This is a genomic window from Paraburkholderia sp. 31.1 (assembly GCF_014397645.1).
Lineage (GTDB): Bacteria > Pseudomonadota > Gammaproteobacteria > Burkholderiales > Burkholderiaceae > Paraburkholderia > Paraburkholderia tuberum.
On sequence record NZ_VZQN01000030.1, the window covers coordinates 91520 to 106587 of the forward strand.

Sequence of the window (15068 nt, forward strand, 5' to 3'; positions counted from 1 at the left end):
CGCATGAATCCATCGCCGACTTCGGCGCTTGCCGGCGCGCTCGCCAACTCGTCGCTGCCGCGACGCGCAGGCGATCCGCCGACGCGTCAGCAGACCCACGCGGTGCCCGGTGCCGGCACGCAGTTGCGCGAGCACGTAGCGCACGCGCTGCATCAGGGCGAACGCGTGTGGCAGGAGACCAACTGCTATGTCGATCTGTGGATCGAGCTGCTGCACGGCTTCAGGCTCGATCCGCGCGCGGCGCTCGCGTTCACGGTCACGCAGGATTTCGAAGGCGATCAGTTCACGTTCTTCAAGTTTCCGCTCGATGATCTCGAACGTCTGTATGGCACCCAGGTGCAGGAGCTGGCGATCTACGACTCGCTCGAAGAACGCGTGCTCGCGCAGACGCTGCGCGGCCACACCGTGCTCGTCGAGGTCGACGGCTACTATCTCCCCGATACGCGCGCGACCTCGTATCGCCGCGAGCATCCGAAGACCACGATCGGCATCGACTTCGTCGACACCGCCGCGCGCCGCCTCGGCTATTTCCACAACACCGGTTACCACCGGCTCGAGGGCGACGACTACGACGGCGTGTTTCGCAAGCTGCCGCATTTCACCGCGCAGCCCGATCTGCTGTTTCCCTATGTCGAGTTCGCCAAGCAGGCGCGGCCCGCGCTCGAAGGCACCGCGCTCGCGGAGGCGTCGGCGGAACTGCTGTGCGCGCATCTGGAACGGCGTCCGTTGACCAATCCGATTTCGCAATGGCGTGCCGCGTTTCCCGCGCATCTCGATACGCTGTTCGAGCGCGACGAGGCGTACTTCCATCTGTACTCGTTCAATCTGATGCGGCAGCTCGGCGCGAACTTCGAGTTCATGTCGAAGTATCTGCAGTGGCTGTCCGCGCAAGGCTTCGAGATCCCGCCGACGATACCGGCTGCCGCGCAAAGCATCGCGTCGGAGTCGATGGTGATGCAGTTCCGGCTCATTCGCGCGATCGCGCGCGGCCGTCGCGATACCTGCGAAGACTGCTTCGACGTGCTTGAAAGCGCTTATGAAAAAACGCTGCCACCGCTGGCCGCTCTGGTGCGCTAATACGGTGATGCGTGGTTGCGCGCACTTCGTGCCGCGCGGTTTTTCCGGGAATTGACCGTGGACGTATCGACACTCGATCCGCCCGCTGACGAGGGCGATGCTGGCCGTGCGCGCGCGACCGGCGCGATCGCGCAAGTGCATGATGCAGGCACTGCCCGCGCCGCGCCCTCGCTATGGCCGCAACGGCTCGACACCGGCTGGGCCTGTCTGAGCACCGCGCCGCACGCCTATGAGTCGCCGGCCGATCTGCCCGCGCAAGGCTGGCTCGCCGCGCAGGTGCCCGGCACCGTCGCGAGCGCGCGGCTCGCCGCCGGTCTGCTCGATGTCGATCACCCGCCACCGCTCGCATTCGACGATCACTGGTATCGCGTCACGCTGATCGGTACGGGGCGGCGCCGCTTGCGTTTTCATGGACTCGCGACGCTCGCGCAAGTGTGGCTCGACGATGTGAAGCGGCTCGATTCCGCATCGATGTTCATCGCCCATGATCTGGATATCGACCTGGATGGCCGCGCGACGCTCGTGCTGTGCTTTCGCTCACTGACGCCAGCGTTGGCGGCCAAACGCTCGCGTGCGCGCTGGCGGCCGCGGCTCGTGTCGCCGCCGACGCTTCGCAATGTGCGCACCACGCTGCTCGGCCATATGCCCGGCTGGTGTCCGTCGATTCAGACGGTCGGCCCGTGGCGTCCGATCGAAATGCTCGGCGACGCGCCGCACGCATTCGACACGATTGATCTGACCAGCCGGCTCGAGCAAGAGGATGGGGTTGTTTCGTTGACTTTACGTTTCGTACGCCCCCACGACGTCGCGGCCTGCCGCGCGACACTTTCTTGCGGCGACCATGTTTCGTCTTTGCAATGGCACGATGCATATACACTCACCGGCGACGTGCGCGTGCCCCACGCGAAACGCTGGTGGCCGCATACGCATGGAGAGCCCACTTTATATCCTCTGGCGTTGCAGCTCGTCGACGGCAACGTGATCTCTCAGTCTCTGGGCTCGATCGGCTTTCGTCGTATCGAAGTGGACCGCGGCGCCGATGCTGCGGGTTTCGCCTTGCGCGTGAATGAAGTGCCCGTATTCTGTCGCGGCGCGTGCTGGACCAGCGCCGATCTCGTCACGCTAGCAGGCACCGAAACGCAATTGCGCCATACGTTCGAGCTCGCGCGCGCCGCTGGCATGAACATGCTGCGCGTCGGCGGCACGATGCTCTATGAGTCCGATCTGTTTTATGCGCTCGCCGACGAGTACGGCCTGTTGATCTGGCAGGACTTCGCGCTGGCGAATTTCGACTACCCGAACGATGCCGCGTTCAGCGCATTGATCGAGCGCGAAGCGAGCCAGTTCCTGAGCCGCACGCGTCGCTTTGCCTCGCTCACGGTGCTGTGCGGCGGCAGCGAAGTCGACCAGCAGGCGGCGATGTTCGGACTGCCCGCGGCGCAGCGCGCGCAAGCGTTGTTCACCGAGCTGCTGCCCGCGCTCGTCGCGCGCGAACGTGAGGACGTGCCCTATGTCAGCAATTCGCCATCGGGCGGCGCGTGGCCGTTCTCGACGAACGAGGGCGTCACGCACTACTACGGCGTCGGCGCGTATCAGCGCCCGCTCGCCGACGTGCGCCGCGCGCAGGTGCGCTTCGCGGCCGAATGCCTGGCATTCGCCAACGTCCCCGACGAGGCGACGCTGCACGACGCGCTCGGCACGATCCACACGCACGATCCGCGCTGGAAAGCCGCCGTGCCGCGCGATCCTGGCGCAGGCTGGGATTTCGACGACGTGCGCGATCATTATTTGCAGGCGCTTTACGGCGTCGAGCCGACGCGCTTGCGCTATGAAGATGCGGCGCGTTATCTCGATCTGTCGCGCGCGGTGGTTGCCGAGCTGATCGGCGACGTGTTCGCCGAGTGGCGGCGCGCGGGCTCGTCGTGCGGCGGCGGCCTCGTGTGGCAGTTGCAGGATCTGCGCGCGGGCGCGGGCTGGGGCGTGATCGACGCGACGGGACGGCCGAAAAGCGCGCTGCACGGCTTCGCGCAGACACTGCAGCCATTGCAGATCACGCTCACCGACGAAGGCCTGAACGGCCTCGATATTCATCTGATCAACGAGCGCGCGCAAACGTTTTGCGGCGAACTCGAGCTGGTCTGTCTGCGCGACGGCAGCGTGAAGCTCACGTCCGCGCGACGCGCGCTGACGCTTGCCCCGCGCAGCCTGCAACGCATCAGTGCGGCCGCGCATCTGGGCCAGTTCTTCGATTTCACGCATGCGTACCGCTTCGGCCCACGCGCGCACGATGTCACGATTGCAACGCTCTACGATGCCGCGAATGGCGAGATCGTGTCCGAAGCGTTTCATCTGCCCGAGCGTAGCGTGCACACGCGTGATGACCTCGGTATGACCGTCGAGGTCGAACGTCATGGCGACGGCAGCGGCTGGCAGCTTGCGATCGAAACAAAGCGCTTTGCGCGCTTCGTTCATATCATTGACCCCTGTTATCGCGCGGCGCGCGACTGGTTCCATCTCGCGCCGAACCGGCGCTGTATCGTGCCGCTGCATGCGCTCGAACCGCTGCTGCCGACCGCCTTCGCGGCGTCGCCGCAAGAACTCGTTGCACCTGCATCAAACGCGGCCTTTAAAGTGGATGAAACATGCGGGACACCCCAGGGAGAAGTCCGCGCAATCAATGCGCTATCCGCCATCTTCTACGGCTAGTGGTCATTCCGAACTAGTCGCACGTACGCGAAGCGCCCGAAAGCTCGCTTCGCAGGTCTCGAACTGTCTGCCCGGCTCGCTCACTGTTGGCTCGAACGCGACTGTTGCCTGTTCTGAAAGGCCTTACGTGCGACAGCGCACGCACTCCATTTAACACTTCTGAATCATTTCCGGCACTTCACGAAGAGCGCTTCAAAACGTGCATGCGGCGCCAGGTTCAAATCTGAGACAGCTTCGACAGCCCCCTGTTTTTGGCCGTGAAGCCTTTGATATCAAGGGATTCGCCCAAACCCAAAGCTTTCATACGATGCATTCCCCATCCGGCAGGGGTGTGCAGAACTGAAACAAAAAGCCGCTTTTACTCTCCCGACGCGCTCCGGGTTTCTTCGCTGCGCCGCATCAGCAGGCGTTTTCCCTAACGTTGGCACGGTCCTCGCTACTACCTCCACGCAACAGAGTGTCACCGCACACGAGCGCAACAACAGAGGCGGTGGCAGACAGGCCTAAAACGGGGCCGATGCTGTTCATCCAGGCTGCCCGCCGGGCAGCCCACTGCCGAGGATGCGGGCATCGGATCAAATAAACGGAGAGAGTCGCGCGAAGCGCGACTTTCATGCGAGGACCGATCATGTTGACACTTCAATCCGATTTGCACGGTAACCATCTGCTGGGCGCAATGCCGTCGCACGAATGGCAGGCACTAGCTCCCCACCTCGAACTGGTTCATCTGCGCACCGAGCAACTGCTATGCGACTCGGGTCAACGGATCCATCATGTGTACTTCCCCACCACCGCGATCATCTCGATGCTCTCGACGATGGAAGACGGCAGCTCCGTCGAGATCGCCGCGGTCGGCCGCGAAGGCATGACCGGCGTGCCGGTCCTCACGGGCGGCGAAACCATGCCCAACCGCGTACAGGTGCAATGCGCGGGCTTCGCCTACCGGATGAGCGCGCAGGCGCTCAAGCAGCAGTTCGCGCGGTCCGACTTTCTGCGCCGCCTGATGCTGCTGTATATGCACGCTCTTCTGACCCAGGTCGCGCAGACCGCCGCGTGCAACCGCCATCACTCGCTCAACAAGCAACTGTGCCGCTGGCTGCTGATCGAGGTGGACCGCGTGGCGTCGAACGATCTGACCGTCACGCAGCAGCTGATTGCCGACATGCTCGGCGTGCGCCGCGAAGGCATCACCGAAGCGGCCGGCAAGCTGCACGACGAAGGCCTGATTCATCATAGCCGCGGTCATATCAAGGTGCTCGACCGCAAGGGCCTCGAAGCCCGCGCGTGCGAATGCTACGGCCTCGTGAAACGCGAATTCGATCGACTTCTGCCGCGACTGCGCCAGGCCGAGACCGTCGAATAAGCGGCACGCGGCTCGATGACCGGGGTCGATTTTCCTATGTTCAGGATTACTGCTCGATGTCTCGACGCACTGTTCGTGATTGCGGGCGGTCTGCTCGCCCACTGGATGCGCTTTTCCGCACCGATCGCGTTCGCCGATACCGAGCGTCTTCTGATCGCGTTCAAGTGTGTGCTGGTTCTGTTGCTGTTTCCGGGCTTCGGAGTCTATGAGACGTGGCGCGGCAAGGCGCTCGCGCCGGTGCTCGCGCGAATCGCCGCCGCGTGGCTCACGGTGGTCGCGACCGCGCTCCTGCTCGCGTTCACGCTGCATCGCACGGATGCGGTGTCGCGCCTGTGGCTCGGCTACTCGACGCTGATCTCCGGCGCGTTGATCATCGCGACACGCTGCATCATGCACGTGGTGCTGCGCTTCGTACGTCGCCGCGGCATGAACGCGCGCACCGTCGCGATCGTCGGCGCACCGGGGTTTGCGCGCACGCTGCTCGCGCATCTCGAGCATGCGCCGCAAGCGGGCTTCAAACCGGTGTGCGTGTTCGACACCAGCGTGCAAGGCCACGACGCGTATGGCGCGCGTCTGACCCGCCTACCCGTGCTGACGGATCTGGAAGCGTTCGCGACGAAGGTGCGCAATGACCGCGTGAACGAAGTGTGGCTCGCGTTGCCGCTTTCCGAGGAACACACGATCTACCGCTTCACGCGCACCTTCAGACACGACTTCGTCAATCTGCGCTTCATTCCCGACGTGCGCAGTCTGTCGCTGTTCAATCATGCGATCGTCGATGTCGTCGGTTTGCCGACGCTGAATCTGAGCGCGACGCCATTCTCGTCGCCGCAGATGTGGCCCAAGCTGATGTTCGACCGCCTGTTCGCCGTGCTCGCGCTCATCGTGCTCGCGCCGGTGTTCGCCGTGCTTGCGATCGGCATCAAGCTCACGTCGCCGGGGCCGGTGTTTTTCCGGCAGATCCGCAAGGGCGTCGACGGCCAGCCGTTCGGCATCTACAAGTTCCGCTCGATGACCGTGCACGAGGAAGAGCACGGCCAGATCACGCAGGCGACCCGCAACGACTCGCGCGTGACGAAGCTCGGCAGCTTCATGCGCCGCACGAGTCTCGACGAGCTGCCGCAGTTTCTGAACGTGCTGCGCGGTCAGATGTCGGTGGTGGGTCCGCGTCCGCATGCGGTCGAACATGATGACCTGTACAAGGACCAGGTATACGGCTACATGCACCGTTACCGCATCAAGCCCGGCATCACCGGCTGGGCCCAGGTCAACGGCTATCGCGGCGCGACCACCAAGGTCGAGAAGATGGAAGCGCGCGTGAAGTTCGATCTCTTCTATATCCAGAACTGGTCGTTCTGGTTCGACATGAAGATCGTCTTCATCACGATTTTCAAGGGCTTTGTTGGCCGCAACGCGTTCTGACCATGCCATCGAGGCAATCGCATCCGGGAGTGTCGGTCATCGTGCCGGCACTGCGGCGCATGCGAAGTGCGGGTACTGAAGGCGGCGCGCTGAAGGATCGCCGGAATGCGCCTGCGTTCCATTCGAGAAAAATACCCAACCGGGCAACAACGCGTGCACGCCGCTGCGAATAGAAGCGCCAACGCCGGCGGCCCGCTCGACAGCCGCCGTGGTTGACGCAAGATGAGCAGCCGCGACGGACCACGTCATGGACGGGTCCGCCGCGCGGCACCGCCTCTACAGGAACGCGCTGACATCGGTCTGAAACCGTACCGCGAGCGCCTTGGCGACTTTCTTGCTGATCGCGCGGCGCCCCGCGAGAATATCGCTGACCACGGTCGGCGACGCGATGCCGGCCAGATCCTTCTGCTTGAGACCATGCGTGATCAGCAGATGGCGCAGGACCTCGCGCGGCTCCGCTTTTGGAATCGTCAGGTTGCGCGCTTGCCAATGACCGACCAGTTCCGTCACGATCGCGTGCAGATCGGCGAGCGGATCGTTGTCGTTGCCGCTTAGATGATCGGACAGCGAATTGGCGACTCGCACCATCTGGTGATAATCCTCTTCGGTGCGAATCGGCGTGATCGGCAACTGGCTCTTCAGCGCAGCCCACGTTGCGGAGATGTCGGGAAAGGGTCCCGGAAGGCGATCGGCATTCATGAGTTTTAATTCGTCCTCGTCCAAAAGCCGTCGGCGCGTTAATCGGTGACGCGCGAATGACGACTGCCTGTTGTAGTGAATCGCCGTGACACGCCGAATTGCCGGCACGGCGAACTTCGCAGTGAGGAAATTCAGCGATCACGATAGCGAACGTCTGCTTCAGGTCGTTATGGCCACGCGAGTCATGCCGCGCCAGCGAATATCTCGCCCATAGCGCGTGGCGCGCACCCCGATGTCGTTTTTTGAAGTCCAATACTGCTTGCTTGACAATGACCCGCCGCGGCTGGCCTTGCACGCGCGGCGCCTATCGCGCGATACGCGATACGCGCTGCCGACACAAAGCGCGAAGCGGACGCGCCCACACCAAGAGCCGCCCGGACGCGTTGGTCAGAACGGCTCGTTACTGCCCGTTGCGAAATCACTGCATGACGACGAAAACCTCTTTCTCTCCTATCGAAAACTCCACGAGGCGAGAACAGCGAAAGACCCTCACCTCATTGCCTCCACCCGCTTTTCGGCGCCGTGTCTCTGGCGATGCCGAGTTCCCGGGTCGCGAGATCGGGCTGCGCCCACCTCACCTGCTCCCCCAGCTCCATCGCCGGCAGACCCTGAGCGACCGCCGCAATCGTGCGCGTGACCTCGGCCATGAACGCCCGTCGGAACACCTGAGCCGAAAACCGCTCGGCATTCGCGCGACAGGCCGCCGGCGTGATGTACGCGCTCAACCGCTCGAAGCGGTCGATCGCGTCGAGCATTGACACCGCCGTCTGACGCGCAAAGAAAACGCCGGTCGGGTGCGGGTCGCCGACCGGCACTACCGTTTCGAGCGCCCCGCCCCTGGCGAACGCAATGACCGGCGTGCCGCAGGCCTGCGCTTCGAGCGGCACGATGCCGAAATCTTCCTCGGCGGCGCACACGAAGGCTCGCGCACGCGCCAGATACTCCTTCAGTATGCCGAATGGCTGATAGCCGAGGACCGTCACGTTCGGTCCTGCCTTCGCGCGGATCGACGCCATCTGCGGCCCGTCGCCGATCGCGATCAGCTTGCGCTGCGGCGTGGCGTTGAACGTCTCGACGATCAGATCGATGCGTTGGTGCGGCACCATCCGCGACACGGTCAGATAGAAATCGTCTTTTTCGGTGCGCAGTTCGAATTCGTTCACGTCGACGGGCGGCGGAATCACCGCGGCATCGCGCCGATAGGTTTTCATCATGCGCCGCGCGACCGATTGCGAATTCGCGATCAGACGATCGACACCATTCGTCGACTGCGCGTCCCAGCCGCGCAGGTAATGCAGCAATACCCGCGCGGCCCACGACTTCGGCCCGCGCAGCAGATTCGCTTCGCGCAGATACTGATACTGCAGATCCCACGCATATCGCATCAGCGAGTGCACGTAACTGATGTGCGTCTGATGAGGGCCGACCAATACGCCCTTCGCGACTGCGCAAGAACTGGTGATGATCAGGTCATAGCTCGACAGATCGAACCGTTCGACGGCGAGCGGCATCAAGGGCAAATAGGCGCGATAACGGCTGCGCGCAAACGGCAGGCCTTGAATGAACGACGTGGTGACCGGCTTACCGGCAAGCGGCGTGCGATCCTCGAGAAAATCGACGACGCTGAAAACGTCGGCGTCGGGAAAGCACTCGATGATCTGCCCGAGCACTTTCTCGGCGCCGCCGGGAGCGACCAGCCAATCGTGCACGATCGCCACTTTCATATCCCGTCCTATCTGTCACGAATCGCCACCTGGCCTCAGAGAAGAGTGTATGTGCCACGTTCCTGACTGTGCGTGCGCGTGCCCACATTCGACGTGCGACAGTACGCGACTAATTCGGAGAGTCCGTTCGCGTCTGCAAAAACACGGCTTCATTCCGGCGCTTTCGTATCTGCACTACGCCTGACGTATCGCCCCACGCCTGCTCGCCAGTCCAGCCCACACCTTTACGATCGGAGCGCTGCGCGAGCGACGGGCGAGCGACCTCGACAGCCGCCGTGCCTCGCGTGCCGTTTGGCGATCTGAGCAGTCAGTTGGGAGGGCCGGGTTCGGCCCTGGGGGAATTCGCCGTGCGCTGCACGGCGCGCGACGCAGTGGTGCTGCTGTCGGACGGTCCGTTGCGCGTGCGCTTCGAAGCGCCTGGCGCGCGGATGATCGGCGACGCGCGCGTGTCGGGGGTGCGCGCGATTGCCGCCGCGGCGGGCGGTATAAGCGGGATCGTGCGGCACGACCGCAACAAAAAACGCGTGTGAACCGTTGGAGCGGCTCACACGCGTCAGAGCGAACAGAAACGCAATTCGCTTAATTCTGGCCGTACGTGATCGTTTGCACGCCGGTGTCCGTGCCGAGCAGGCACAGACTCGCGCCGCGGCCCGCGAACAGGCCGACCGTGACGACGCCGGGCCATGCGTTGATATGCGCCTCGAGCGTGCGCGGGTCGCTGATCCTCAAGCCCTTCACGTCGATGATCTCGTTGCCGTTGTCGGTGATGAACGGCACACCCTCTTTCGTCACACGCACGACGGGCACGCCGCCGAGCGCCGTCACGCGCCGGCCGATCGCGGTGCGCGCCATCGGCACGACTTCGATTGGCAGCGGGAAATGGCCCAGCGTCTCGACGACCTTGCTCGCATCCGCGATGCAGACGAAAACTTCCGACACCGACGCGACGATCTTCTCGCGCGTGAGCGCGCCGCCGCCGCCCTTGATCATCGCGCCGCTGTGATCGATTTCGTCGGCGCCGTCGACGTACACCGGCAGCGAGTCGATCTCATTCAGGTCGAGCACCTTGAAGCCGTGCGATTGCAGACGCGCGGTGGTGGCGAGCGAACTCGACACCGCGCCGCGATAGCGGGATTTGGTGGCGGCCAGCGCGTCGATGAAGCAGTTCGCGGTGGAGCCCGTGCCGACGCCGATCACCGAGCCTTGCGGCACGTTGGCATTCACGTAATCGGCGGCGGCCTGGCCGACCAGTTGCTTGAGTTCGTCTTGAGTCATGGGAGAGGCGGGGAAAGCGTGAAAAACCCGTAGTTTACCGGAGTGGCGCGGAGAAGGCCGGGTTTGGGTGGCTTTGTGCCGCGGACCACGCTTGTTTGCCGGACACGATTGGACACGTTGAGACACAGGAATCATCCATCGCCATCACGAATTGATCGGCGAAATTGATCTATTCATGAATGCGCACCCGATGGACCTTGATCCCGCTTTCGAAAGGGAATACGACACTGGCTTTTGCGCCAAATGTGGGGCTACACCAAAGTGCCTCCTGCGCAAATAGCTGTATTTTCCGCACTCAAAACAAAACGCCCGGAACCACCACCGCGCTCCGGGCGCAAACAATCGGCCAACAATAAGAACGACGACACCAAAACTACTTCTTCACCGCCCGCTGCCGCACAGCCTCGAACAGACACACTCCGCTAGCCACGGATACATTCAAACTCTCCACCGTCCCCGCCATCGGAATGTTCATGACGACATCGCAGGTTTCACGCGTCAGGCGTCGCATGCCCTCGCCTTCGGCCCCCATCACGAGCGCCACCGGCCCGTCGAGTTCCGTTTCGTAGACACTCTTTTGCGCGTCGTCGGCCGTGCCGACCACCCAGACACCCGCGTCCTTCAGTTCGCGCAGCGCGCGCGCCAGATTCGTGACCGTGATGTACGGGACCGTGTCGGCCGCGCCGCTCGCGACTTTCGCGGCGGTCGCGTTCAGTCCCACCGCGCGATCGCGCGGCGCGATCACCGCGTGGGCGCCGGCCGCGTCGGCGACGCGCAGGCAGGCGCCGAGATTGTGCGGATCGGTCACGCCGTCGAGCACGAGGATCAGCGGCGAGCCGCTGATGCCGTCGAGCAGTTCGGCGAGATTCTGCGCAAGCGGCAGATCGCCCGCGCGCGCGACCACGCCCTGATGACGTTCCGTGCGCGCGAGGCCCCACAGACGCGTTTCGTCGGCGGCGATCAGACGCACGCCCGCGTCCTTCGCGGCCTGCAGGAATTCGGTCATACGACGGTCCTTGCGCGTCGCGTCGTAATAGACATCCTCGACCGTCGACGCATCGTGCCGGATACGCGCGGTCACTGCGTGGAAACCGTATAAGACCTTATGACGAGCCATGACTGAACAACCTTTGATGGGGCGCGCATTCAACGCGCGCCACTGTGATGAATATGAAACCAAAAGGCAGACCGCGCGCAACCGGCACGTGCTCACGTGCCCGCTGCGCGCGGTCCCGGCGCTGTGAAAGCCTCAGCGCTTCTTGCGTGCCTGCTTCGACGCCGCCTTGGTCGCGACACCGTGCTTCCTCGCCACGCGCGCTTCCTTGACCGCCGCGCTCTGCGCGGGCGCGGCCTTCTTGCGCCGCGGACCCGGCACCGACGCGCCACTTTCCACCGGCGGCATCACGCGCACGCGCGGGCCAGCGCCTTCTCCCTTGTCCGCCGCGATGCCACGTGCCGCAGGCGGCTTGATCGGCGTATCGCGCACAAGGCGGAAGTCGATCTTGCGCGCGTCGAGATCGACGCGGCTCACCTGCACGCGCACGCGATCCGACAGCCGGTAGCGAATGCCGGTGCGCTCGCCGCGCAGCTCGTTCTTGATCTCGTCATACTGGAAGTAGTCGGAGCCGAGTTCGGTCACATGCACGAGGCCTTCGATGAACAGAGAATCGAGCTGCACGAAAATACCAAACGACGTGACGCCGTTGACCATGCCGCCATACTCTTCGCCGAGCTTGTCGCGCATGAAATAGCACTTGAGCCACGCTTCGACATCGCGCGATGCTTCGTCCGCGCGGCGCTCGTTCGCCGAGCAGTGCAGCCCAAGTTCTTCCCAGATCGCCACGTTGTTCGCGCGCCCGCGGGCGCCCCGCTTTTCCTCGTCGGCCTGTTGCATCGCGCGGGCGCGCGGCGACAGTGCGGTATTGAGCTCGACGCCGTGCGGCGGCTGCGGCTGATACTTACGGCCCTGCAGGATCGCGTAGATCGCGCGATGCGTGAGCAGGTCGGGGTAACGGCGGATCGGGCTCGTGAAGTGCGCGTAGGCCTCGTAGGCGAGGCCAAAGTGGCCGATGTTGTCGGGGCTGTAGACCGCCTGCTGCATCGAGCGCAGCAGCATCGTCTGCAGCATCGAGGCGTCGGGCCGGTCGCGGATCTGCGCCATCAGTGCGGCGTAGTCGCTCGCGTGCGGCGTGTCGCCGCCGCCGAGCGTCAGGCCCATGCCGCGCAGGAAGGTACGCAGGTTCTCGAGCTTTTCCGCGCTCGGGCCCGCATGCACGCGGAACAGGCCCGGATGCTTGTTGCGCTTGAGGAAGTCCGCCGCGCACACGTTCGCGGCCAGCATGCATTCCTCGATCAGCTTGTGCGCATCGTTGCGCGTGCGCGGCACGATCTGCTCGATCTTGCCCTGCGCGTTGCAGACGATGTACGTCTCCGTCGTATCGAAGTCGATCGCGCCGCGCTTCTGACGCGCCGCGAACAGCGCCTTGTAGACGCCATACAGATTCTGCAGTTGCGGCAGCAACGCGGCGCGGCGGGTCGCTTCCGGGCCTTTGGTGTTTTTCAGCACCGCGGCGACTTCGGTGTAGGTGAGCCGCGCGGCCGAATGCATGACGCCCGGATAGAACTGATACGCCTTCACGTCGCCACGCGCGGTGACGATCATGTCGCACACGAGCACGCAGCGGTCGACTTGCGGATTCAGCGAGCACAGTCCGTTCGACAGCTTCTCCGGCAGCATCGGGATCACGCGGCGCGGGAAATACACCGACGTGCTGCGCTCGATCGCGTCGGTATCGAGCCCGCTTTGCGCAAGCACGTAATGCGACACGTCCGCGATCGCGACGATCAGGCGGAAGCCGTCGCCGCGGCCCACCTGCACAGGCTCGCAATAGACGGCGTCGTCGAAGTCGCGCGCGTCCTCGCCGTCGATCGTGACGAGCGGCACGTCGCGCAGATCGACGCGATGGCGAATGTCGGCCGGGCGCACTTCGTCGGGCAGCTTCGCCGCTTCGGCCAGCGCGGCCTCGCCGAACTCGTGCGGCACGCCGTATTTGCGCACCGCGATTTCGATTTCCATGCCGGGGTCGTCGATATCGCCCAGCACTTCGACCACGCGGCCGAGCGGCTGCGAATGACGGCTCGGAAAATCGGTCAGCTCGACCACCACGACCTGGCCAACTTTCGCCTTGCGGGTGTTCTGCGTGATCAGGATGTCGTGGCCGATGCGCTTGTCTTCGGGCGCGACGATCAGCGCGCCGTTCTCGTTGAGCAGACGGCCGATCACGCGCTTGTTCGCGCGGTCGGTGACTTCGACGATGTGCCCTTCGGGCCGCCCACGCCGGTCATAGCCGACGATGCGCGCGAGCACGCGGTCGTTGTGCATGACCTTCTGCATCTCGCCGTTGGGCAGGAACAGGTCGTCCTGGCCGTCGTCGCGAATCAGGAAACCGTAGCCGTCGCGATGGCCCTGGACGCGGCCCGCGACGAAGTTCGACGGATGGGTCAGTTGATAGAGATTGCGCTGATCGAGCCGGATCTGGCCGTCGCGCTCCATTGCGCCGAGACGCTTGAAAAATCCTTCGCGCTCCTGGCGCTTGATCGACAGGGCTTCGGCGATGTCGTTCGCGGCAAGCGGCATTTCGCTCGTGCGCAGCACGCCGAGGATTTCTTCGCGGCTTGGAATCGGATACGGAAATTTGCTCAAGGGCTTGTCGATGATTTTTTCTCGTTGCATGGACGTCGGTCGGCAATGTGATCCGGCCTGCAAGGCGTTTGCGTAATGCGCGCAGTCGCGCTCGGCTGCATCTGCACGGCGGCTGCGCTGGCTCGGTCATTGCACCTGCTGCTTTCTGCTCTTCTGCTCCACTGCGATTTGCACCGGAAACTGCCTGGGTCCGGCTCGTTCGACGCCAGCCGACGCGCGTCTGCCTGATCGCAAGTGACACTCGCGTCGGGACGCCGGATGTGCATCGTGCCAACGAACTACTGCGAGGCATTCTAACACCCGTGTCGGGCGCCACGCGGGCCTGCGGCGGTGGTTGGGACGCATAGTGCGCCGGGCTCGCCGCGAGGTTGAATCGCGTTCGGCAAATCGCTTGACAGGTCGGAATCTGTCGCTATAATTGCGGTCTTTGCTGTTCATCACCTGCCCAGGTGGCGAAATTGGTAGACGCACTAGGTTCAGGTCCTAGCGGTGGCAACACTGTGGAGGTTCGAGTCCTCTCTTGGGCACCAGATTCAAAAGTAGAGCCGCCTTTTGGCGGCTCTCTTTTTTTGTAAGGCCTGGTAGTCGAAATCGTTGTTTGTGTTTCGATTGCCGGATCAGCAGGACGGTGGTTCAGTAGCGATTGCATTACTTCGCTGCGCGTTCAACCGAGCGGATGAGAAAAGCAAGTTTGTTTGAAGCAGGAATTGACAAACTTAATCATCTTGCTAAAATAGCGGTCTAGCTTGAAGACGTGCCCAGGTGGCGGAATTGGTAGACGCACTAGGTTCAGGTCCTAGCGGTGGCAACACCGTGGAGGTTCGAGTCCTCTCTTGGGCACCATAAAAATAGATCCAGATCAATTAGTTGATGACGTTTGTGAAAAAGCCCGCTTTGCGGGCTTTAATGAGATGGTCAGCCTGACCGAAACAGCCTGACCGAAACAGCCTGACCGAAACAGCCTGACCGAAACAGCCTGACCGAAACAGCCCGATCGGCTTACGCTGATCGGGCTGTTTCCTTATGGGAGATCGTCATGGACACCATCTCGTTGATTGGAATCGATCTTGGCAAGCATTGCTTTCACCTGCACGCACAG

At 63.4% G+C, this 15068-nt stretch carries 10 protein-coding genes and 2 tRNA genes; 7 read left to right on the top strand and 5 right to left on the bottom strand.

What is annotated here, in order from left to right; genetic code table 11:
- The first annotated feature begins 3 nt into the window (after positions 1-3).
- The 4 genes from F6X37_RS23040 (at position 4) to F6X37_RS23055 (ending at position 6568) form a co-directional block, all read left to right on the top strand.
- A complete protein-coding gene (locus F6X37_RS23040) occupies positions 4-1077 on the top strand; it encodes a DUF1839 family protein (RefSeq protein ID WP_187612887.1) in 1074 nt (357 codons plus the stop codon).
- Between the two features lie 15 nt (positions 1078-1092).
- On the top strand, positions 1093-3783 hold the full coding sequence (locus tag F6X37_RS23045) for a glycoside hydrolase family 2 protein (protein ID WP_187612879.1): 2691 nt from the start codon (positions 1093-1095) through the stop codon (positions 3781-3783).
- Between the two features lie 628 nt (positions 3784-4411).
- Positions 4412-5146, top strand: coding sequence for a Crp/Fnr family transcriptional regulator (locus F6X37_RS23050; RefSeq protein ID WP_187612880.1), 735 nt, complete (start codon positions 4412-4414; stop codon positions 5144-5146).
- Between the two features lie 36 nt (positions 5147-5182).
- On the top strand, positions 5183-6568 hold the full coding sequence (locus F6X37_RS23055) for an undecaprenyl-phosphate glucose phosphotransferase (protein WP_187612881.1): 1386 nt from the start codon (positions 5183-5185) through the stop codon (positions 6566-6568).
- A 276-nt stretch (positions 6569-6844) separates the two neighbouring features.
- Here F6X37_RS23055 and F6X37_RS23060 read toward each other — a convergent pair whose 3' ends face one another.
- Both F6X37_RS23060 and F6X37_RS23065 read right to left on the bottom strand, forming a co-directional pair.
- A complete protein-coding gene (locus F6X37_RS23060; protein ID WP_026225425.1) occupies positions 6845-7267 on the bottom strand; it encodes a type II toxin-antitoxin system HigA family antitoxin in 423 nt (140 codons plus the stop codon).
- A gap of 494 nt (positions 7268-7761) precedes the next feature.
- Positions 7762-8991, bottom strand: coding sequence for a glycosyltransferase family 4 protein (locus tag F6X37_RS23065; protein ID WP_187612882.1), 1230 nt, complete (start codon positions 8989-8991; stop codon positions 7762-7764).
- A 284-nt stretch (positions 8992-9275) separates the two neighbouring features.
- Between F6X37_RS23065 and F6X37_RS23070 the strand changes: the two genes are divergently transcribed.
- Positions 9276-9521, top strand: a complete 246-nt coding sequence (locus F6X37_RS23070; protein WP_187612883.1) for a hypothetical protein — start codon at positions 9276-9278, stop codon at positions 9519-9521.
- Positions 9522-9570: 49 nt separating this feature from the next.
- Here F6X37_RS23070 and rpiA read toward each other — a convergent pair whose 3' ends face one another.
- The 3 genes from rpiA to rnr form a co-directional block, all read right to left on the bottom strand.
- Positions 9571-10266, bottom strand: coding sequence for a ribose-5-phosphate isomerase RpiA (gene rpiA, locus F6X37_RS23075; RefSeq protein ID WP_187612884.1), 696 nt, complete (start codon positions 10264-10266; stop codon positions 9571-9573).
- Between the two features lie 373 nt (positions 10267-10639).
- The gene (gene rlmB, locus F6X37_RS23080; RefSeq protein ID WP_026225426.1) at positions 10640-11383 is read right to left on the bottom strand and encodes a 23S rRNA (guanosine(2251)-2'-O)-methyltransferase RlmB; all 744 of its coding nucleotides are present in this window, start codon (positions 11381-11383) and stop codon (positions 10640-10642) included.
- A 132-nt stretch (positions 11384-11515) separates the two neighbouring features.
- On the bottom strand, positions 11516-13999 hold the full coding sequence (rnr, locus tag F6X37_RS23085; protein WP_184044026.1) for a ribonuclease R: 2484 nt from the start codon (positions 13997-13999) through the stop codon (positions 11516-11518).
- Positions 14000-14412: 413 nt separating this feature from the next.
- Between rnr and F6X37_RS23090 the strand changes: the two genes are divergently transcribed.
- Positions 14413-14499: transfer RNA gene (locus F6X37_RS23090), tRNA-Leu, on the top strand.
- Between the two features lie 226 nt (positions 14500-14725).
- Positions 14726-14812, top strand: a tRNA-Leu gene (locus tag F6X37_RS23095).
- Positions 14813-15068: the final 256 nt, after the last annotated feature.